Origin of the sequence: Halorubrum rubrum (assembly GCF_024494685.1) — an archaeon.
Classification (GTDB): Archaea; Halobacteriota; Halobacteria; order Halobacteriales; family Haloferacaceae; genus Halorubrum; species Halorubrum rubrum.
On the sequence record NZ_JANHDM010000003.1, the window covers coordinates 1 to 20,689 of the forward strand.

Genomic DNA, 20,689 nt, shown 5'->3' on the forward strand with positions numbered 1-20,689 from the left:
GTTCTTGAGGCGCGAATGCGCCAGTTTCCGTGTCAAACAGGAACGCCGATGGCTGTGCCAACCAGCCGTTACTCCTATTCACCGAGAGATTCGGTGAACTCGGAGATACTTTCTGCCGAATGTTTTCTGCACCGTTTACGTCCGCGTTCGCCACTGTACCGCACTCATCGCAGACATACAGTCCGCGTTCAACACGGTTCGCGTCACGCTTTCGACCACAGCACGAGCACGACTTCGAGGTATCCCGCTCAGACACCTTTTCAACCGTGATGCCTTCCATCTCGGCTTTGTATTCGAGGAGGTCGGTGAACCGGTCGAACGCCCACGAGTGGAGGTCAAGATTGCCATGCTTGCCCCAGTTCTTCGCCTCGGCGTTCTCTTCATCCTCACGGATGCCGGAGAGATCACCCACCACGATCGTTCCAATTTTCTCGTCAACACACTGCTGGATGATGTGCTTGGAGAGGGTGTGAAAGTAGTGAGTACGGCGGGCCGACTTCTTTTCGTTCAGTCGCGTGGCCGCTCGGAGTCCGAGTCGTCACACCGAGCGATTCGCTTGCTGAAGTAGTAGTCGTCCTGTTTCAAGCAGTTCAGCGGGTATAGCTCGCTGTGACCGTCTTCATACGCGAGTGCAGCGAAGTTGTTGATCCCGAGATCAACACCGACCGTCTTCTCACCGGGGGCTTCGTTCACGTCGATCTTGACCTTACAGACGAAGTGGAGTTCCCATTCCTCACCCGTCCAGGCAATTTTGACTTGTTGGACGCTCTCCACGGTGGAGAGGTCAACATTCGGGCGAGTCTGGTACTTACACAGGACAAAGTCCGACCAGTACTCCTTCAGGTTCGATCCGTTTGAGAGCCGAACGCGGTTGTACTGGGTGTCGAGTTTGAAGCCTTTCTGCTTGAATGTGACCGTGGAACGCGGGTGGTCGTCACCGTGTTTGCGGTATCCGGGCGGGTTCGCTCGCGTGTCTCCGTTGCGTCGCTTGCCGTACCAACCGTTGAACGCCTCAGCGAGTTCTTGAAGGACTCGCTGACTTGACTGCGAATGCAAGTCATCATAGCGTTCGTGATTCTTGAGATACGTGGTGAGTTCGTTGTGGTTGGGAATGTGATCGATTTCATCCCAGATCCGACTACACGTCCACCGACCGACGTTCCAGAGCTTACTGGCTGCGAACCCGAGCGAATCAAGGTCGCCTTGCACCCGAGACTGATTCCTGATGGAAGCAGTGTAGGTGCGAGTAACGACCTGTTTCGCCATATGTAACCTATGTAGATAAAATTACTTGAAAGTATGTATTGGCGCAGCGTGGAATATCCAGCCGTGCCATCGAACGGTGGACTGCGAAGGGTAGTGTCGGATTCATCCCCGCGCTAAAGCGCGAGGCTTTCTCCTCGATTCTCCGTAACTCCGCACGAAACAGGTGGTTGCTGAGGGATGCGAATACTACGAAATCGTCGCCAGTGCGGTGACGACCGCCAAAGCCCCAGCACCGCACCTCACGCCTCCCCAGCCTCGCGGTCGAGTTCGCGCCCTCCGGGCGCTCACCGGCGCAGGGCGAGAGCGAAGCTCTCGCGTGAAGCCGGCGGCAGAGCCGCCGCCGACGCCACCGCGATCGGTCGCTGTTTCACCTCACCCGACCAGCCGTCCGTGTTCCACCTTCATACACCGGTCCTGGATCACGTCGATCCCGTCGGCCTCCGCCTCGGCGGCCGCCTCGTCGTGACTGATCCCGAGTTGGAGCCACGCGGTCCCCGCATCGCCCCGCTCGGCGTGTCGCTCGCGGACCGCCTCGAGTATCCCCGGCACCTCCTCGCTCGGCCGGAACACGTTCACCACGTCGACGTCCTCCTTTACGTCCGCGAGTTCGTCGTAGGCGGGCTCGCCGAGCACCTCGTCGGCGAACGGGTTCACCGGGATCACCCGATAGCCGTGCCGCTGGAGGTACGCCGGCACGTCGTGAGCCGCCTTTCCCCCCGTCGTCGAACAGCCGATCACGGCGATCGTCTCGGCCGAGAGCGCACGCTCGAGTCCCGCGTCGTCGGTGATGGGCATACGCGAAGGTCGGTCGGCGAGGATGGTAAACCTTGGCCGCGTCAGGCCAGCCGGATCCCGATCTCCTCGTCCTCGGAGATCGTCACGATCCCGTCGAACAACTGTTTGAGGGTGTTCAGGCTCTGGTCGTCGTGGGCGGTCGAGTCGATGCTGAACAGCCCGAGGCCGTCGACGCTCTGAACGCGGCCGGTGAAGACGTGGAGAAACCGGAAGACCGTCTGGAGGTCCGAGTACATCAGAAGCGTCGACAGCGAGTGGACCATGATCCGGTTGCGGTCGAACCCGCGGTCGCCGAACGCCTGGAGGAACTCCGAGAGCTTGATCCCGATCCCCGTCATGTCGACCGGCGAGGAGGCGTACTTGATCCGGTCGGAGTCGCGAACGTCCGACCCCTGCTGTCGGGTCACGCAGTCGACGACGGCGACGGGTTTTCCCTCGTAGGAGACCCGCTTCTCGTAGTCTTTCAAGACCCGATCCGCGCCGTCCTTCGTCGTGACGACGATGGCACCGTCGCCCCGTTCGGTCCCGTCCGCGAGAACGTCCATCGCGAGCGAGCGTTTCCCGGTGAGCGGGGGTCCGATGAGAAGCAGGTTCGTCCCCGGCTCCACCTCCGCATCGAGGTGGGGAGTCAGATCATACATGAGTGTACCTCGATCGCGGGGGGATCGACGCGGACCGCTCGTTCGACGACCGTCTCCGACCGGGATACATCGACTACGGAAAACATCTCCAGTCCCGATAATATTCTTTTTGATCGGTGGTCGATCCGTCGAGTTCGGATCGAACCGCTCGAAACGACTACCCTTTCGATGACGGGAAAGTAAGAGGTTCGACGACGATGGTTCCGGAGCCGATCAATTCGGATCGCGGGACTTAAAACCGTCAGCGGGATAGCGGGAGGTACGGGCGCTTAGCTCAGTCTGGATAGAGTGCTTGGCTTCGGACCAAGTTGTCGCGGGTTCAAATCCTGCAGCGCCCATCCTTCTTCACCACACTTCAGATTCACACGACGGCAGGGGGTTCTATATAAAACATCCCGTAAACCCCGTCAACACGGCTGAGTTCGCCTTGGCTGCCGTTCCGGGCCTCGAGATCGGAGCCCTCGTCGGGCGTCTGACCGCTGCGTACCTCTCGGAGCCCCTTGGTTACCAGTCGTACTCCTCTCCGGGGTCGACGGCGTCGCGCTCGCGGTCGAAGACGTGCTCGCCGTCGACGAAGACGTGTCGCGTTCGGGTCCCGTTCTCGTGGAAGACGCCGTCCCAGACCGCCACGTCGGCGTCGGTACCGACCTCCAGGGTGCCGACGCGGTCGTCGATCCCGAGGATCTCAGCGGGATGGCGCGTGACTGCCTCCAGCGCCTCGGACTCGGGGAACCCCTCGCGGACCGCGAGTCCGACGCAGACGTCGAGGTGCTGTTGGGGCAACACGGGCGCGTCGGTCTGGATCGCGACCTTCACGCCGGCCTCGTGGAGGATCGCCGGCGTCTCGAAGGTGATGTTGCGAAGCTCGTACTTCGCGCCCGAGTACAGCGACGGCCCGACGACCGCGGGCACGTCCCGCTTCGCGAACTCCTCGGCGATCAGGTGGCCCTCGGTCGCGTGCTCGATGGAGATCTCGTCGATCCCGAACTCCGCCGCGATCCGGAAGACGGTCATGATGTCGTCGGCGCGGTGGGCGTGGACCCGGAGCGGGAGGCCCTCGGTGAGCACGCGAGAGAGGTTCTCCATGCCGAGGTCGCGCTCGAACGGCTCGCCCTCGGTCCGGGCGTGCTCGCGCCGGTCGACGTAGTCTTCCGCCTCCATCAGCGCCGCGCGGAGGGTGGCCGCGACGCCGGGGCGCGTCGACGGCTGGCGGCCCTGCTCATCGCCGTGGAAGCGCTTCGGGTTCTCGCCCATCGCGGCCTTCATGCCGTCCTCGCGGATCAGCATGTCGTCGGCGGTTAGCCCGTGGGTCTTCATCGAGCAGATGATCCCGCCGATCACGTTCCCGGAGCCCATTCGCGCCGAGACGGAGGTCACGCCGTTCTGGAACGCGTGTTTCAGCTCCTCGTCACGGGGGTGGAAGCCGTCGAGCGCGGTGACGTGCGGGGTGACCGCGGCGGTCCCCTCGTTGTAGTCGCGGTCCTCCGGCTCGCCCCACTCGGCGATCCCGGCGTGGCTGTGGGCGTCGACGAGCCCCGGCGTGACGTGGAGCCCCTCCACGTCGAGGACGGTCGCCCCCTCCGGCGGTTCGACGTCGCCGACGGCGACGATCTCTCCATGGTCGATGACGACGGTTCCCGCGATCGTTCCCCGCTCCGTTGCCGTGTGGACGGTCCCGCCGTCGAGCGCGTACATGGGTCGGAGTTCGACGTCCCGGTACATAAGCGGTTCAGGACGGGGCTCGTCTTCCGCGACTCGCGGCCGCGTCTGTGTCCGATCGCCTCGTGGCTCGTCAGCGCGCCCGCGTCCGAGCGCTCGTTCGTGTGTCATCAGTGCTCTCGCATGCGCTCTCTCCTCTCGCATCGCTTTTCACCTCGGACGGCGGAATCCGGGTAATGAGTTACCGGATCGGCCTCGTCGGTAAGCCCTCGGTGGGCAAATCGACGTTCTTCAACGCGGCGACGATGAACGACGTGCCCGAGGGAGCCTATCCCTTCACGACGATCGACCCCAGCGTGGGCGAGGCGTACGTCCGCGTCGAGTGTGCGGCCCCGGAGTTCGACGAGACGTGTACGCCGAGCGTCGGAGTCTGCCGCGACGGCACGCGGTTCGTCCCGATCGAACTCGTCGACGTGGCCGGACTGGTGCCGGGCGCACACGAGGGGCGCGGGCTCGGCAACCAGTTCCTCACCGACCTCAACGAGACGGACGCGCTTGTCCACGTCGTCGACTTCTCGGGGACGACGGACGTCGAGGGCGAGCGGACCGAGGGCCACGACCCGCGCGAGGACATCGACTTCCTCGAGGAGGAGCTCGACGCCTGGTACCTCGACGTGCTCACGAAGGGGCTCGAGAAGTACGCGACGCGCTATCAGGGATCCGAAGCCGCCATCGAGGAGGAGCTCGCCGAACAGATGTCCGCGTTCGGGATCACCAAAGACGAGACGAAACGGGTCATCCTCGCTCAGGGGCTCGAACTCGACCCCGAGACGTGGGACGGGGAGGACCGCGAGGAGCTCGCCCGCGAGATCAGAAAGCGCACCAAGCCGATGGTCGTCGCGGCCAACAAGACCGACACGCCCGAAGCGCGGGAGAACTGGGCGGAGATCACCGCCGACCCCGACTACGACCACCTCTCGTTCGTCCCCGTGAGCGCCCACGCCGAGAAGGCGCTCAAGAACGCGGACGAGGCGGGCGTCGTCGATTACACCGCCGGCGACGACGACTTCGAGGTCGTCGGCGACGTCTCCGGCGAGCAGGCGGCGGGCCTCGAGGCGATCCGCGACCACGTGGGCGAGTACGGCGGCACCGGCGTCCAGGCGGCGCTGGAGGCCGCCGTCTTCGACGTGCTCGGCTGTATCGCGGTGTTTCCGGGCTCGGCGAACGGCTCGACCGACGAGAAGGGCGTCTTCCGCGACTGCTTTCTCCTGCCCGAGGGCGCGACGACGGAGGACTTCGCGTACCACATCCACTCCGACATCGGCGAGGGGCTGCTCCACGGCACCGACTGCCGGAGCGGCCGACAGGTCGGGGCCGACCGCGAGCTCTCCCACCGGGACGTGATCGAGCTGATCTCGACGAAGCAGGTCGCTCCCTAGGTCCTGGCATCGCCATCGACCGCCTCGGTGATCGTCGTTCCCGCCAGTCGTCACTCCGTCTCTGTCGTCGTCGTGTCCGCCGCCGCCTCCTCGTCGACGAGGCGGGCGAGCCCGAGCCGATCGAGGAGGGAGTCGGTCGGCCGCCCGTTCTCGTCCCACTCGCGGACCGCGTAGTAGCGGTCGAGGAGCTCGTCGAACGCCTCGGGGTCGAGCGCGTCCGAGCGTTCCGAGTCGTCCTCGTCGCCTCCGCCGCTTTCACCTCCGCCCTCGTCGCTCCCCGCGTCACGTCCGGCCCCTGCGATCGCCGGCGGCAGGGCGTCGTCGTCGCGGTCGAACCCCTCGCGGACGTTGTACAGCCGCGTGAGCGTCCACACCCGCTCGCCGAGGGCGGCCAGGTCCGCGGGGTCGTGGTCGTACCCGCGGGCGGCGAGCCACTCGGCGGCGACCGCCGGGTCGAACACGTCCTCGAGGAAGTCGTCGCCGATCAGACACCACAGCGCGGCCCGGCGGTCCTGCTCGGCCGCGACCGCGGCGGCGACCTCCTCGGGCTCGCGCGAGCGCGGCGCCATCGCGTCCACCTCCACCGGCCGGGCCCGGCGGTGACAGGCCCCGCGGTCGCTCGTGGCGTACGCCAGCGCCATCGACGTCGCTCCCCGAGGGTCGTACGAGGAGAGCTCCATCCCCTTCACCGTCGGGATCAGGTCCCCGCCCCCGAACCGCGACGCGGCGGCCGCGACGCCGTCGGCGAGGGCGTCGCCGAGCGGCGTCTCCCGCCCCGCGATCTCCTCGATCGTCGATCGCGCGGCCGCCTCGTCGCCGAAGGCGACCTCGCGGTCGATCAACCCTTCGTCGCCGGCGCGGACCGCCCAGGCGACCGCGTTTCCCGCGGAGATGACGTCCATCCCGAGCCGGTCGCAGACGCCACCCAGCGCGGCGACGGCGTCGAAGTCGTCGATGCCGAGCCCCGCCCCGAGGACGATCGGCGTCGCGCCGCGCGGGACGCTGTCGCCGCCGACCGCGTTGCCGGACGCACCGCGGCCATCGTCGTCGCCGTCGGTCCCGTTCTCTGCCGTCTCTTCGACCGTCTCGCCGTCACGGTCGCCGCCGCCCTCGGCGTCGTCGACGTCGGCGGCGGGGATCCGGAACCCGCCGGGGACCGGGTCGCCCTCACGCTCGCGGCCGGTCGCGCGCTCGGCGGCGCGCTCGATCCCGATCCCCTCCGCGCCGTCGAACCGGGACTCCTGCCAGCCGCGGGTCGGGAGGACGCCCGCCTCGTTCGCGAAGTCGACCGTCTCCAGGGTGTCGCCCGCGGCCAGCCAGCGCCCCGCGTCGCTGTCGGCGAACGCCGCCTCCTCGCGCGCTCTGAGGGCCGCGAGCCGGCCGGACGGCTCCGGCGGCGGGTCGCGGGCGACGACCGCCTTCAGGCGTTTCGATCCCATCACCGCGCCCGCGCCCCCTCGACCGGCGTGGTGGTCGCCGCCGTCCGAGGCGATCGTCGCGTACCGAACCCCGTTCTCGCCCGCCGGACCGATACAGGCGACGGCCGCGTCGGGGAACTGATCGTCCGTTTCCACGGTATCGAGCCCCCAGAGGTCGCCCGCCGGCTCGACGGTTGCCTCCCCGTCCGACAGCGAGAGGGCGACCGGCTCGTCGGCCGCGCCGGTGACGATCACGCCGAGGTGCGAGCCGAGCGACCCGGCGAGTCGGGCGGGAACGGTGCCGCCGCCGTAGGAGTCGAGGAACGCGCCCGTGAGCGGCGACTTCGTGATCGCCGCGTACCGCTGTTCGCCGGGGGTGTACCCGGTCAGCGGTCCGGTCATGAACGCGAGGGGGTTCGCGGGCGACTCCGGATCGATCCCGCCGCCGGCCGCGTAGAGGTAGCGCGCGCCGAGCCCCTTCCCGCCGACGTAGGTCGCGAGCCACTCCTCTGGAACCGGCTCGCTGTCGACCCGGCGGGTCGAGAGGTCGACGCGGAGGATCCGGTCCGGTGGGTCCATCGTCCCCGTTAGCCGTCGAAACGGGATTAAACCCCACGGTGCCGGCGAGCGGCGGGAGCCTCCTTCGGGTCGAGCGCGCGCTGCCGGGACCGACGCGCTTTCGACGCGGGAGCGCGATCGTCGAACGGACCCACATGAACGTCGTCGACGCGCTCGACGCGGCGGAGGGAACCACCTGTCTCGTCGGGGCCGGCGGGAAGAAGACGACGCTGTACGCGCTCGCCGCGCGGCTCGACCGGGCGGTGCTCACCGCGACGGTGCGGATCCCGATCTTCGACCGACAGGTCGCGGCGGTGCGCACGGCGGAGGACCCGGTCTCCGAACTCGCCGCAGTCCACGAGGCGTCCCGCGAGAGCGACGAGACGGCACCGTTCCCGCTCGGACTCGTCCCGGAGCGGGAGCGCGACGATCGGTATCGCGGATACGATCCCGAGACGGTCGACCGGCTCTCGACGGCCCACGACGGACCCGTGCTGGTGAAAGCCGACGGCGCGCGGACGCGGCTGCTCAAGGCCCCGAACGACCGCGAGCCGCAGGTCCCCGCCGGAGCCGACACGGTCGTCCCGGTGGCGAGCGCCCACGCGGTGGGCGAGCCGCTCTCGGAGGCGGTCGTTCACCGCCCCGAGCGCGTCGCCGAGCTCGCCGCCGACGTCGAGCTCGGCGACGAGATCACGCCGGAACTGGTCGGCCGCGTCGTGGCTCACGGGGAGGGAGGACTGAAGGGCGTCCCCGCGGACGCGACCGCGATCCCGCTCGTCAACATGGTCGACGACGAGGCGGACGAGGCGATCGCGCGCGATGTCGCGGCGGCGATCCACGAGCACGCCGACGTGCCCCGGGTCGTCCTCGCGCGGATGCGGGAGCCGGCGGTCGTCGCGGTCGTGGAGTAGCGAGCTTGGCCGCAGAGCGCCCGCGACCGCGGCGCCGCCCTGCCCGCGACCCCGGCGTCGTCAGGTCCCCGGCGGTCCGTGGACCCCCGATCCCTCGGTCCCGGAATCGCCGGACGCGTCCGCGGTCCCGTCCGACTCATTCCCGTCCGAGTCGGCCGTCGACACCACGCCGACCGCGTCGGTCATCCAGCAGCCGTCGTAGCCGCCGCCGTACCCGGTGAGCGACGCGTCCGTCCCGTTCACCTTCCGCATCCGGAACTCGTAGCTCCCGGTCGCGGAGCCGTTCTCGTAGGTGACGACCCCGACGGTGGCGCGATCGTCGTCGATCTCGAGCGGGGCGTACAGCGCGGCGTCGTGGTCGAGCATCGGCGCGTAGTTCGATCCCTCGAAGAGGTCGACGAACTGCGAGAAGGTGCTCACTGCCCGGCGGTTCTGCGGCGACGCGAACCGCCTCGTCGCCCGGATCCCGTCGTTGGTCGTCGGGTCGTTGTACCGTAGCGCGTTCAGCTGGATCTGGACGACGTGGAGCGGCGCGCGCTCGCAAGTCGGCTCGAGCGTGGTCGCCCGTGCGGCCGCGGTCCCGTTGTGGTCGGTTCCGTTCCCGTCACCCCCCTCCGCGAGTTCGATCGATCCGCCGGGGTCGATCACGCCGGTGTACGTCCCGGAGTCGCCCGGATCGATCGATTCCGTCGAGCCGGTCGCGGACGAGTCGTCCGGCTCCTCATCTCCGTCGACGGGGTCCTCGCCGCTCGCCGTCGAGTCGGTGCCCGGATCGAGCCGATCGCTGACACCGTCGGTGAGCGACGGGCCGGCCAGCGACGCGGCACCCGCGACCGACGCGAGCAGGACCACGACGACCGCGACCGCGACCCGGTTTCGGGACGCGTCGCGGTCGCTGCCTCGAGATCCCGTGAGGCGATCGTCGGACCCCCCGCCCGCGAACTCCCCGCCGTCGTCGTTCGACCCGTCGCCCGCCAGGTCGTCCGGGACCGTCCGACCCGCCGGGACGCCCGGACGCGAACCGGGACCAGACGGCGACGATCCGGAACCGATCGTGGGTCCCCCGATCGACGGCGTTCCGGTCTGCGTCTCCCCGACCGGCGGCGTTTCCGTCGCCGTTTCCGTCGCCGATCCCGCCGTCGGCGGGTCGCGGGGGTACGACTCCGAGCGGGCGGCGGTCCCGAGAAATCGCTCGCTCACCGAATCGGCGTCCGCCGCGGGAAGGGCGTAGAGGAGGCGGCGGCGGAGGTCCGCTGCGCTGACGGACTCGACGCCGAGCGCTTCAGGCCTCGAACCGTCGGCAGCGTCCGGATCCCTCCCGGCGAGCACGACCGCGTTCACGTCGCCGTCGACCTCGTCGAGTTCCGTCTCCGACCCCGATCGGGCGACGACGAGGTCGGTCCGGGCGTCGCCGTCGCGAACCGTGATCCTCGGCGGATCGACCGCGACCTCGTCGGCGGTCGCCGCCCACAGCTCGGCGACGAACGCCGCGAGGTCGTCCGGGTCGAGCGCGTCGAGGGCGGTCTCGAACTCGTCGGGCGGGATCGGCGCGGGACCGGTCACTGGCGGACCTCCATGCGATACCGATCGTACGTCCCGTGTTCACTTGCCACTTCCGGCGGGGCGAGCGAGACGCGCGAAACGCGGGAGTGCGGACCTGGCGTCCGAGTCGCCGTCAGAGTCGGTCGATCGAGTGCGTCGAGACGTCGACGTCGGTCTCGCCCTCGGTCGCGAAGTCCGCGAGGACCTCGCCGGTCGCGCTCGCGAACTTGAAGCCGTGGCCGGTGAAGCCGGTACCGACCGTGACGGAATCGTAGTCGGGCACCCGCCCGAGCACGAAGTCCTCGTCGCCCGAGTACGACTGGAGACACGTCCGCAACGCGACGGTGGGGCCGGCTCCCTCGGGGAAGAACCGCTCGGCGAAGCGCCGGTGAAGCTCCTCCTCGGCGGCGGTCGGCTCGCGGTCCATCCGGTCCGGGTCGACGACCTCTCGCTGATCGCCGGAGTAGCCGAACTTGAAGCCCGGCACGTCGTGGACCGGGAAGCCGTACCCGCCACCCTCCTCGTCCCGGAGCACGAACACCGGGAAGCGATCCGGCGAGAACAGCTCCGGCTCCTCCGGCTGGAGCCAGGCCATGAGCGCGCGGACCGGGACCGCGTCGTCCGCGACCGAGGGGAGGAGCTCGGCGGTCCACGGCCCCGCCGTCACCACGAGCTCGTCCGCCTCGTAGCGCCCCTTGTCCGTGCGGACGCGGACGCCGTCGCCCGTCTCCGACCAGTCGATGGCGCGCTCGCGGGCGCGGACCGTCGCCCCCTCGGCGTGGGCCGCCTCGACGTGGGCGGTCACGCAGCGCTCGCAGTCGAGGTACCCGCCTTCCGGCTGGAACATCGCCTCGTACTCCGCCGGCAGGTCGTAGCCGGGGAAGCGCTCGTTGACCTCGGCCGCCGAGAGCTCCTCGTAGTCGATTCCGTGGGCGTCACACGCCTCGCGAGCGTTCGCGACCACGTCGGTCCCCGGCGCGCCCGCGTGGACCGACCCGGTGACGGTGAGGAGGTCGCGGCCGGTTCGCTCCTCCAGCTCGCGCCAGCGCTCGTAGGCGCGCTCGACGAGCGGCACGTACTCCGGCCCCTCCTGTTGGGCCTTCCGGATGATCCGGGTGCTGCCGTGCGAGGAGCCCATCGCGTGAGGCACGTCGTACCGCTCGATCCCGAGCACGTCGAGCCCGCGCTTCGCCAGCTGGTAGGCCGTCGCGCTGCCGACGCCGCCGACGCCGACGACGATCGCGTCGTATCGGTCGTTCCCGCTCCGCGTCTTGCTCATGGCTCCGCCAGGCGGGCGGGGAGCAAAGTCCCCCGAGATCCGGCGGTTCCATCCGGAATCGATCGCCGAGGGTCGCGATCGGATCGAACGGAACGACCGACCGAACCAGGGTATAAGACCGCTCCCGACCCATCGGAGGATATGGAACAGATCGTCGAGGTGGTGCCGGCGGCGGGATTACACGCGAGACCGGCCTCGAAGCTCGTGAAGACGGCGAACCGGTTCGACGCCGACCTGTCGATCGGCCGCCCCGACGACGGCGACGACGGACTGGTCCGCGCCGACAGCATGCTCGCGGTCACCGGGCTCAACGTCGCACACGGCGAGTCAGTCCGGGTCGTCGCCGAGGGACCGGAGGCGACGGCGGCACTCGACGCGATCGAGGCGCTGTTGACGAACCCGGTCGAAAACGGGGATGGGGAAGCGGGGAACGGGGAGGACGGGAATACGGAAGCGGGGAACGGGGAGGACGGGAAGTGACCGGGTCCAGGACGCTGACCGGGATCGGGAGCACTCCCCGAACCGGGGTCGGGACCGCGCGGTGGTACCGGTCAGCGGCGGACCTGGCCCTCCCGGAGCGTCCGGACCCCGCCACGGTCGATCCCGAGACCGAGCGCGATCGGTTCGCGTCCGCACGCGAGGCGGCCCGCGAGGGGATCCGCCGGGCGCGCGATCGGGCCGCGGAGCGCGTCGGCGAGGAGGAGGCCGCCGTCTTCGACGCCCACGAGGCGTTCCTCGACGATCCGGGGCTCGTCGACGACGTCGAGGGCGACATCGACGACGGAACCCCCGCCGAACACGCCGTCGACGACCGGTTCGCGGACGCGATAGAGCGGTTCGAGGGGATGGACGGCCGGATGGCCGAGCGCGCGGACGACCTCCGGGACGTGCGTGACCGCCTGCTGCGCGCGCTGCTCGACGCCCCGGCGGCGGCCGACCTCTCCGCGCTCCCGGCGGGTACCGTCCTGCTGGCCGACCGGCTCACCCCGAGCGACACGGCCGAACTGGACCCGTCGGCGGTCGCGGGGATCGCGACCGTCGCCGGCGGCCGGACCTCCCACGCCGCCATCATCGCGCGCTCGCTGTCGATCCCGGCGGTCGTCGGGGTCGGCGAGCCGCTCCGGGAGGTCCCCGACGGCGCCGAGGTCCTCGTCGACGGCGAGGCGGGCGAGGTCGTCGTCGACCCCGACGAGGACCGCCGGAGCGCGGCGCTCGCCGGCGAGGAGGCGTCGGTCGTTCCCGAGCCCGTCTCGACCGCGGACGGCCGGCCGATCGAGGTCGCCGCCAACGTCGGGAGCGCGGCGGAGCTTCCCCCCGCGATCGACCGCGGCGCGGACGGAGTCGGGCTGTTCCGAACCGAGTTCCTCTTTCTCGACCGCGAATCGCCGCCGGACGAGACGGAGCAGTACGAGGCGGTCGTCGCCGCGCTCGAGGCGTTCCCGAAGGATCGAATCGTCGTCCGAACGCTCGACGTCGGCGGGGACAAGCGGGTCCCGTACCTCGACCTCCCCGAGGAGCCGAACCCGTTCCTGGGGCGGCGGGGGATCCGGCTGTCGCTCGAGGAACACGCCGACCTCTTCGAGACGCAGTTGCGCGCGCTGTTGCGGGCGGCCGCCCGCGGAGGCGGCGGTGACGGCGACCGTGACCGCGGCGGCGATGGCGACGCCGGCGACCTCGCGGTCATGTTCCCGATGGTCTCGCGGGTCGAGGAGGTCGACGCCGCGCTCGATCGGGTCGAGTCGGTGGCCGCCGACCTCGCGGACGAGGGGGCAGCGTACGCGGTCCCGGAGCTCGGCGCGATGATCGAGACGCCGGCCGCGTCGTACATGGCGGACGCGCTCGCCGGCCGGCTCGACTTCCTCAGCGTCGGGACGAACGACCTGGCCGGCTACGTGATGGCCGCCGACCGCGAGAACGACGGGGTCGCCGACTACCACGATCCGCTCCACCCGGCGGTGTTGCGGGCGATAGACCGGACGACGAGGGGCGCGGAGGAGACCGACGCCTGGGTCGGGATGTGCGGCGAGATGGCCGGCGACCCCGCCCTGACGGAGCTGTTGGTCGGGCTCGGACTCGACGAACTCAGCATGAGCGCGGTGACCGTCCCGGCGGTCAAAACCCGCGTCCGGGAGGTCGACGCGGCGGCCGCACGCGACCTGGCCGAGGCGGCCCTGGCGTGCGAGACGCGCGCGGAGGTTCGCGACGTGCTGAGCCTCGACGGCTGAGGCGTCCGATCCGCCCGGTCAGACCTTCGAGATCTCCGCCGCCGCCTCGGCCTGCTCGCGGACCGACTCGAGCGTGGCGCTCGGGTCGGTGGCGGCGACGGCGGCGTTGACCGCGCCCTCGAGCACGGGCGCGTCCGCGATGACCGCGTCGACGTCGGAGAGTTCGATGGCGACCTCGGCGTTCATCACCGCGCTCCCGAGGTCGACGAGGACGACGACGCCGTCGGCGGGGGGTTCGTCCGCTTCGGCGCCGCCGGCCGCCTCGCCGGCGACGGCCGCGAGCGCCTCTCCGATGTCGTCGGGGACGGTCCCGATCCCGCCCTGACCGTCGCCGCCGACCGCCTCGATCCGCGTCTCGCCCGCCATCTCGGCGGCGATCTCGACTATCCCCTCCGCGGCCCGCTCGCTGTGCGAGACCACGACGAGCCCGACCGTCACCGCCCTTCCTCCGCCTCTGCGTCGTCAGGGATCGTCGGCGAGGTCGCGTCGGCGTCCGGAACCTCGCGGTCGAGCCGGTCGGCCGAAACCGCGAGCACCTCCTCGAGGATGAACAGCGTGCTCGTCGCGCCTGGGTCCTGGTGGCCGACCGACCGCCAGCCGAGATAGGAGGCGCGCCCCTTCCGCGCCCGGACGGGGACCGTGAACGCGACGCCGCGCCCGGCCGCGTCGACCGCCTTCGCGAGCGCTTCCAGTGGCGGGAGGTCGTCGACCTCGATCGACTTCTTGAACGTGTGGACCGCGGGCGTCAGCGCGTCGACCATCGTCGCGTCGCCGATCCGCGCGTCGCCGCGGTCCTGGACCTTCTCGAGGTACGTCTCCGCGAACGCGACGGCGGTCTCGGCCGTGATCCCGCCGTCGAGTTCGGCTGCCGCGAAGACGAGCGAGCCGCCGAACAGCGGCCCCGACGCGCCGCCGACCTCGGACATGAGCGTCTTGCCGACGGTCTTCGCGACGGTCTCCGGGTCGGGGTCCTCCAGGTCGCTCGCCGCGTCCGCGGCCTTCGCCCACCCGCGGGCCATGTTGCCGCCGTGGTCGGCGTCGCCGATGGCGGAGTCGAGGTCGGTCAGGTGCTCGCGTTCCGCCTCGATCCGCTCGGCGACGGCCGCGACCGCCGCGACGACCGCCTCCCCCTCCTCGGTCACCTCTCTCTCCCCGCTCATCGGACGGTGAGCGCGGGGGTGTCGGCCGCCGCGTCGAACAGCTCCTTCAGCTCGTCGTCGACGGCACAGACGGTGATCGAGACGCCGGCCATGTCGAGCGAGGTCATGTAGTCGCCGACCCACGCGTCGTGGACCGACAGATCGCGCTCGCCGAGCAGCTCCTGGAGCCGGCGGTTGACGACGAACAGCTCCATCTCCGGGGTCCCGCCCATCCCGTTGACGATCGTGACGACCTCCTCGCCCGCGTCGAGATCGAGGTCGGAGAGGACCGACTCGGTCAGCGCCTCGGTCACCTCGTCCGCCGGCATCGCGTCGGTCCGCTCGGTCCCCGGCTCGCCGTGGATCCCGATACCGAGTTCGATCTCGTCGTCGCCCAGGTCGAAGGTGGGCTCGCCCTTCTCGGGGGTGACACACGAGGTGAGCGCCATCCCCATCGTGGCGACGTTGTCGACGACCTTCTCCGCGACCCGCGAGACCTCGGAGAGGTCCGCGCCCGCCGCGGCCTTCGCGCCCGCGGCCTTGTGGACGAGGATCGTCCCGCAGACCCCGCGCCGGCCGGAGGTGTACAGCGAGTCCTCGACGGCGACGTCGTCGTCGACGACGACGCTGTCGACGGTCGCGCCCTCCATCTCGGCGAGCTCGATGGCGGTCTCGAAGTTCATCACGTCGCCCTCGTAGTTCTTGATGACACAGAGGACGCCCGCGTCGCCGTCGCAGGCGGCGATCAGCTCCTCGAACTCGTCGGCGGTCGGCGAGGAGAAGACGCCGCCCGCGGCCGCCCCGTCGAGCATGCCGTCGCCGATGTATCCCGCGTGGGTCGGTTCGTGCCCGCTTCCGCCGCCGGTGACTATCGCGACCTTTCCGTCGACCGGCGCGTCCTCTCGCACGAGGACCTGCGTGTCCGGGAGCCTGCGGAGCCTGTCGGGGTGTGCCGCGGTCATCCCGTCGAGCATCTCGTCGACCACGTCGTCCGGATCGTTGATGAGTTTCTTCATGATCGATTAGAATGTCACTCCGTGATCAATTAAAGATAGTGGCGAGATCGGGATCCGATCGGCGTATGCGGGCGTTTCATGCCGGTCTGCGCCGATAATTAAACGGTTTGACAGTATGAACGGACCCCGACGGACCCGTCGGACGACTCCCCGACCGAGGTCGCGTACCGCTCCGACACCGGCGGCGGGTCCGGGGGCGCGTGCCCGTCGCCCGACGAACTCTCGGTCGAGAACGCGGACTGGGCGATCGACCTCCGGGTTCGCGGCGACGGCGGCAACGAGGTTCTCGTGACGCTGCCGCGCCGGACGTGACCCTCGCCGATGCCCGACCGACGCCCGGCCGACACCCGAGTCGATCCCGTCGTCGGGATCACGGGGAGATATATATCCTCCGAGCGAATGGGTCACGGTAACATGGCCCTATACGACCGGATCCTGGTTCCGACCGACGGCTCCCCGAAGGGGAACCGCGCCGTCGAGCACGCGCTCGCGCTCGCGGCGGTCCACGACGCGGACGTTCACGCGTTGTACGTGGTCGATACTGCGAGCTACGCCGGGACCGGCATGGAGGCCACCTGGGCGGGGATCGACGACCTGCTCCGCGAGGACGCCGACGAAGCGGTCGCGACGGTCGCGGCGCTCGCGGAGGGGACCGACGTCGCCGTCGAAACGACCGTCGCGGAGGGCGCGCCGGGCCGGGAGATCGTCCGCTACGCGACCGACGCCGGCTGCGACCTGATCGTGATGGGTACCCACGGTCGCGGCGGGATCGACCGACTGCTGCTCGGCAGCGTCGCCGAGCGTGTCGTGCGCCGCTCGCCGGTTCCGGTGTTGACGGTTCGGTTGGGCGAGGAGGCGGAGGGGTCGACGGTCGACGACGCTGAAACGACGGAGCCCTGACTACCCGGCGTCCCGCAGGTGCTCGCAGTCGCCGGCGTGGATCCGCCTCCGGCCGTCGTCGGTCTCGACGACGAGCGCGCCGGGCGGCTCGACGTCGACCGCCCTCCCGACGACGGTCCCGCCTGGCGTCTCGACGCGGACCCGCCGCCCGAGCGTGCTCGTCCGCTCGCGCCACGAGGGAAGGATCGCGTCTGGGTCGGCGGTCAGGTCGGCGTACCGTTCGAGGAGCCGGGCGAGGAACCGACGGCGGTCGACGTCCCCGCCGCGCTCGGCCCGCAGCGAGGTCGCGCCGGCCGGCAGCGTCTCCGGGTCGAGGTTCGCGTTGACCCCGATCCCGACGACGAGCCAGGAGACGCGGTCCGCCTCGCCCTCCATCTCGGTGAGGATCCCGGCGAGCTTGCGGCCGCCGCGGTCGACGGGGTCGGCGCGGCCCTCGTCGTTCCCGCCGTCCCTCCCGTTCCCGCCGTCCCTCCCGTTCCCGCCGTCCCTCCCATTCCCGCCGTCCCCCCCGTCCGAGTCACCCACCAGCACGTCGTTCGGCCACTTGATCGTCGCGTCCACGCCGACCTCGCGGCAGGCGTCGGCGACCGCCACCGCCCCCGCGAGCGTGAAGAGCGGCGCGCGGGCCGGGGACACGGCGGGACGGGTCAGAACCGAGACCCAGACGCCGCCGCTCGGCGCGACCCACTCGCGCTCCAGCCGCCCGCGCCCGCCGGTCTGCGCGTCCGCGACGACGGCGACGTCGGCGCCTCTCTCGGCCGCCAGCGCCCGCGCCCGGTCGTTCGTCGAGGGGAGGTCCTCGTGGTACTCGACGGCGTACGGGGCGTCGAGCCCGAACTCGATGCCCGCCGCACAGTACGCGGGGTCCGCCGGCGCGACGTAGCCGTCGTCGCCGGACTCGACCGCGAACCCCTCCTCGCGGAGCGCCTCGACCGCCTTCCAGACGGCCGCGCGGGAGACGCCGAGTTCGTCCGCGAGCGACGGCCCCGACACCGGTCCCGACTCGAGCGCGGAGAGGAGCGCGCGACGCGTGTCCATGTCGTCCGAATGCGGTCGGCTCCGGAAAGCCGTTCCGAGTCGCTGTCGGGTCGTCGTCGAATCGCCGCCGAGCCATTGTCGGGTCGTCGTCGAATCGCCGCCGAGCCGACCGGACGAACGGCTTTTCTCCGGGGGGCCGCTACCGGGTCGCATGTACGGACTCGTCCTCGGCGGAACCGCCTCGGGGGTCGGGAAGACGGTCGCGGCGCTCGCCGCCTCCCGCGCGCTCTCCGACGCCGGCTACGACCCGGTCCCGGCGAAGGCGGGCCCGGATTACATCGACCCGAGCCACCACGCCGCCGCGCTCGGCCGCCCCTCCCGGACGCTCGACACGTGGATGCAGGGCGTCGAGGGCGTCCGGCGGAACCTCCATCGGGCGGAAGGTAACGGTCGGAACGGGTCCGAGATAGCCCCCGGAACCGGCGGCAGCGCCGACGCCGACGCGGACTCCGACGCCGTCGCCGTCGTCGAGGGGATGATGGGACTGTACGACGGCTCCGCGACGTCGACGGCGGCGACCGCGGCGGCGCTCGACGTCCCGGTCGTCCTCGTCGTCGACGCGGGCGCGGGGATGCAAAGCGTCGGCGCGACCGCCCTCGGGTTCCGCGAGTACGCGGCCCACGCCGATCTGCCGGCCCACGTGCGGGAGCACGTCAACGACCCGCGCGTCGACGTGGTCGGGGTGATCGCCCAGAAGGCACACACGGGGCGTCACGCCGACGGGATCCGCGAGGCGCTTCCCGACGGGATCGCCTGGCTGGGCCACGTCCCGCCGGCGGACGATCTGGAGATACCCGACCGCCACCTCGGACTGGAGATGGGCGACGAGGCACCGATCCCCGAGGCCGCGCTCGCAGAGGCGGCGGAGACGATCGACGGCGAGGCGGTGGCGCGGGTCGCCGAGGCGGTCGCACTCCCGACACCGAGGAGCGGAGCCGCTCGACCGGACCACGGAAGCGGCGGGCTCGACGGCGACGACCGCCCGACCGTCGCGGTCGCCGCGGACGACGCGTTTCGCTTCGTCTATCCCGCCACCCGCGAGCGGCTCCGCGAGCTGGCGACCGTCGAGCCGTTCGCGCCGGTCGCCGGCGACGACCTCCCCGACTGCGACGCGGTCTACCTCCCCGGCGGCTATCCCGAGAACCACGCCGCCGCGCTCTCGTCGTCGCCGGCGCTGTCGACGCTCGCCGATCGAGCCGCGGACGGGCTTCCGATCCTCGGCGAGTGCGGCGGGCTGATGGCGCTGTCGGCGTCGCTGACGACGACCGACGGCGAGACTCACGCGATGGTCGGCGTCCTCCCCGGCGGCGTCCGGATGCACGACCGGTACCGCGCGCTCGACCACGCCGAGCTCCGCGCGACCGGCGACGGCGTCACCGCGGCCGCGGGCGAGCGCCACCGCGGCCACGAGTTCCACTACTCGAGCCACGCTGTGGGGGAGGGCGGCGATGCGAGCGTCTCGCCCGACGCGGACGCCCGGTTCGCCTTCGAGGTGGAGCGCGGCGAGGGGATCGACGGCGACCGGGACGGGCTCGTCGCCCATCGGACCGTCGGGACCTACGCGCACCGTCACCCCGCGAGCGGCGCGTTCGACCGGCTCGTGGCGGCGGCGGCGGAGTACGCGAGGGGACCGTAGGCCATGGCGCAGAGGAGCGGCGATCCGACCGGGACCGGCGATCCCGGCGACGACACGGTCCGGGTCGTCGTGATCGGCCCCGACGCCGACGCGGCGGACGAGCCCGATCGAACCGAACTCGCCGTCGAGCGGGGACGGACGCTCCGCGACGTACTGCTCGAAGCGGACCGCTCGCCGTACGCGGCCGCCACGGAGCGACTCAACTGCGGCGGCCGCGGCCTCTGTGCGACCTGCGGCGTGCGGATCCGGGACGGACCCGCGCCGAGCCACTGGCACGACCGGCTCGCCGACCGGTTCGGCTACCCGCGGCTCTCCTGTCAGGTGGTCGTCGACCGACCGATGACCGTCGAACTCGTCGACAAGCGGATCTGGGGCGGTCGCGAGCGCTCCCCGTGACCGGGCTTCCGCCGAACGGGATCGTCGACCGATCCGACGCCGACAACACCGCGTTTCCGGTGAATCCGACCGCCCGGCAGCGTCGCCGTTTCCGAGCGTGCGCTCGCTTCGATCGGGCGGCGCGCCCGCTCCGACCGGAGTTCGATCGCGTGGGCACAAGACACAAGGCGCCGCGGGCTGGATCTGCGGGTATGCAACCCTCCAAGGAGCGGGACGCCGGAGAGACCGGGGACGCCCCCGACGGCGACCCGCTCGAGGACCTCGACGACCTCCTCGACGACGACCTCGCCGGCGGGGGAGCCGGCGTCGAGGACGGCGCGGTCGACGCCGGCGAGGCGACCGCTCCCGGACCGCCGACCGCCGACGCGACCGCCGGTTCCGGGTCCGGCGACTCCGGCCGAGTCGGCCTCGACGGCCGGTGGTTCTCGCTCAAGGCCTTCGCGATCGCCGTCGTCGCCGTCGCCGTCGGCACCGTCCTCGTCGGAATGGTCCCGCTCGTCGGCGGGACGATCGGCGCCGTGGCCGGCGTGCTGCTCGGGACGTTCCTCGTCGGGGTGCTCTCCGCCTCGCCCAACTACGTCGAGACGGGTCTCGCCGGCTCGCTCGCGGGGGCCGGAACCGCCGTCTCGAGCGTTCTCGGCGTCGGATTCCTCCCGATCGGGATCGACTACCTCGGGCAGTGGGGGCTCCCGCTGCTCGCCGTCGGCGGCGGGGTAGGCCTCCTCTGCGGGCTCGTCGGTCACTACTTCGGGCGCGACCTCCGGGCCGGCGTCACCGGCGAACTCCCGGAGTGAGACGAATCGACTCCCTCGATCCCGCCCCCGGCAAAGC

18 protein-coding genes, 1 tRNA gene and 1 pseudogene are annotated in these 20,689 nt (G+C 70.8%); 9 read left to right on the plus strand and 11 right to left on the minus strand.

Annotated features, from left to right (window positions below; all coding sequences use genetic code 11):
* The 3 genes and pseudogenes from NO889_RS04150 to NO889_RS04160 all read right to left on the minus strand — a co-directional run.
* Positions 1-1,266, minus strand: a pseudogene (locus tag NO889_RS04150) (RNA-guided endonuclease InsQ/TnpB family protein); the annotation flags it as partial.
* Positions 1,267-1,638: 372 nt separating this feature from the next.
* A complete protein-coding gene (locus NO889_RS04155) occupies positions 1,639-2,061 on the minus strand; it encodes a CoA-binding protein (RefSeq protein ID WP_256411004.1) in 423 nt (140 codons plus the stop codon).
* Positions 2,062-2,102: 41 nt separating this feature from the next.
* Positions 2,103-2,702, minus strand: a complete 600-nt coding sequence (locus NO889_RS04160) for an RAD55 family ATPase (protein ID WP_256411005.1) — start codon at positions 2,700-2,702, stop codon at positions 2,103-2,105.
* 263 nt (positions 2,703-2,965) lie between these two features.
* Between NO889_RS04160 and NO889_RS04165 the strand changes: the two genes are divergently transcribed.
* Positions 2,966-3,040: transfer RNA gene (locus NO889_RS04165), tRNA-Arg, on the plus strand.
* A 166-nt stretch (positions 3,041-3,206) separates the two neighbouring features.
* On the opposite strand, the gene NO889_RS04170 is transcribed toward NO889_RS04165, so the two are convergent.
* Positions 3,207-4,397 carry an amidohydrolase family protein gene (locus tag NO889_RS04170; protein WP_256411006.1) on the minus strand — a complete coding sequence of 397 codons (1,191 nt, stop codon included), beginning with the start codon at positions 4,395-4,397 and terminating at the stop codon, positions 3,207-3,209.
* Positions 4,398-4,597: 200 nt separating this feature from the next.
* On the opposite strand from NO889_RS04170, the gene NO889_RS04175 reads away from it, so the two are divergent.
* A complete protein-coding gene (locus tag NO889_RS04175) occupies positions 4,598-5,800 on the plus strand; it encodes a redox-regulated ATPase YchF (RefSeq protein ID WP_256411007.1) in 1,203 nt (400 codons plus the stop codon).
* 50 nt (positions 5,801-5,850) lie between these two features.
* Here the strand turns inward: NO889_RS04175 and NO889_RS04180 are convergent, their stop codons facing one another.
* Complete coding sequence (locus NO889_RS04180; protein WP_256411008.1) at positions 5,851-7,797, minus strand: aldehyde ferredoxin oxidoreductase family protein; 1,947 nt, start codon at positions 7,795-7,797, stop codon at positions 5,851-5,853.
* Between the two features lie 134 nt (positions 7,798-7,931).
* On the opposite strand from NO889_RS04180, the gene yqeC reads away from it, so the two are divergent.
* Positions 7,932-8,687 (plus strand): selenium cofactor biosynthesis protein YqeC, encoded by a 756-nt coding sequence (gene yqeC, locus NO889_RS04185; RefSeq protein ID WP_256411305.1) that lies wholly within the window; start codon positions 7,932-7,934, stop codon positions 8,685-8,687.
* Between the two features lie 60 nt (positions 8,688-8,747).
* On the opposite strand, the gene NO889_RS04190 is transcribed toward yqeC, so the two are convergent.
* Together NO889_RS04190 and solA are read right to left on the minus strand one after the other, a co-directional pair.
* The gene (locus NO889_RS04190; RefSeq protein WP_256411009.1) at positions 8,748-10,250 is read right to left on the minus strand and encodes a hypothetical protein; all 1,503 of its coding nucleotides are present in this window, start codon (positions 10,248-10,250) and stop codon (positions 8,748-8,750) included.
* A 112-nt stretch (positions 10,251-10,362) separates the two neighbouring features.
* Positions 10,363-11,508, minus strand: a complete 1,146-nt coding sequence (solA, locus tag NO889_RS04195) for an N-methyl-L-tryptophan oxidase (protein ID WP_256411010.1) — start codon at positions 11,506-11,508, stop codon at positions 10,363-10,365.
* Positions 11,509-11,649: 141 nt separating this feature from the next.
* Here solA and NO889_RS04200 point away from each other — a divergent pair, with 141 nt between their 5' ends.
* Together NO889_RS04200 and ptsP are read left to right on the plus strand one after the other, a co-directional pair.
* Positions 11,650-11,988, plus strand: coding sequence for an HPr family phosphocarrier protein (locus NO889_RS04200; RefSeq protein WP_256411011.1), 339 nt, complete (start codon positions 11,650-11,652; stop codon positions 11,986-11,988).
* Positions 11,985-13,733: a phosphoenolpyruvate--protein phosphotransferase gene (gene ptsP / locus NO889_RS04205; RefSeq protein WP_256411012.1), complete on the plus strand. Its 1,749-nt coding sequence runs from the start codon at positions 11,985-11,987 to the stop codon at positions 13,731-13,733. Before NO889_RS04200 ends, ptsP begins: the two co-directional genes overlap by 4 nt.
* Before the next feature lie 18 nt (positions 13,734-13,751).
* On the opposite strand, the gene NO889_RS04210 is transcribed toward ptsP, so the two are convergent.
* Genes NO889_RS04210 through dhaK form a run of 3 tightly spaced genes read right to left on the minus strand, consistent with a single transcriptional unit; the run spans position 13,752 to position 15,888 of the window.
* Positions 13,752-14,171 (minus strand): PTS-dependent dihydroxyacetone kinase phosphotransferase subunit DhaM, encoded by a 420-nt coding sequence (locus NO889_RS04210; RefSeq protein WP_256411013.1) that lies wholly within the window; start codon positions 14,169-14,171, stop codon positions 13,752-13,754.
* Positions 14,168-14,893 (minus strand): dihydroxyacetone kinase subunit DhaL, encoded by a 726-nt coding sequence (gene dhaL / locus NO889_RS04215; RefSeq protein WP_256411014.1) that lies wholly within the window; start codon positions 14,891-14,893, stop codon positions 14,168-14,170. The genes NO889_RS04210 and dhaL overlap by 4 nt, the downstream gene beginning before the upstream one ends.
* On the minus strand, positions 14,890-15,888 hold the full coding sequence (gene dhaK, locus NO889_RS04220) for a dihydroxyacetone kinase subunit DhaK (RefSeq protein ID WP_256411015.1): 999 nt from the start codon (positions 15,886-15,888) through the stop codon (positions 14,890-14,892). Before dhaK ends, dhaL begins: the two co-directional genes overlap by 4 nt.
* A gap of 414 nt (positions 15,889-16,302) precedes the next feature.
* Here dhaK and NO889_RS04225 point away from each other — a divergent pair, with 414 nt between their 5' ends.
* Positions 16,303-16,788, plus strand: coding sequence for a universal stress protein (locus NO889_RS04225; RefSeq protein ID WP_256411017.1), 486 nt, complete (start codon positions 16,303-16,305; stop codon positions 16,786-16,788).
* Here the strand turns inward: NO889_RS04225 and NO889_RS04230 are convergent, their stop codons facing one another.
* Complete coding sequence (locus NO889_RS04230) at positions 16,789-17,826, minus strand: bifunctional biotin--[acetyl-CoA-carboxylase] ligase/biotin operon repressor (RefSeq protein WP_256411018.1); 1,038 nt, start codon at positions 17,824-17,826, stop codon at positions 16,789-16,791.
* 151 nt (positions 17,827-17,977) lie between these two features.
* On the opposite strand from NO889_RS04230, the gene NO889_RS04235 reads away from it, so the two are divergent.
* The 3 genes from NO889_RS04235 (at position 17,978) to NO889_RS04245 (ending at position 20,652) form a co-directional block, all read left to right on the plus strand.
* Positions 17,978-19,462, plus strand: coding sequence for a cobyrinic acid a,c-diamide synthase CobB (locus NO889_RS04235; protein WP_256411019.1), 1,485 nt, complete (start codon positions 17,978-17,980; stop codon positions 19,460-19,462).
* A 3-nt stretch (positions 19,463-19,465) separates the two neighbouring features.
* The gene (locus tag NO889_RS04240; protein WP_256411020.1) at positions 19,466-19,858 is read left to right on the plus strand and encodes a 2Fe-2S iron-sulfur cluster-binding protein; all 393 of its coding nucleotides are present in this window, start codon (positions 19,466-19,468) and stop codon (positions 19,856-19,858) included.
* Positions 19,859-20,049: 191 nt separating this feature from the next.
* Entirely contained in the window at positions 20,050-20,652 is a 603-nt protein-coding gene (locus NO889_RS04245) for a hypothetical protein (RefSeq protein WP_256411021.1), read from the plus strand.
* The last annotated feature ends 37 nt before the right edge of the window (positions 20,653-20,689 follow it).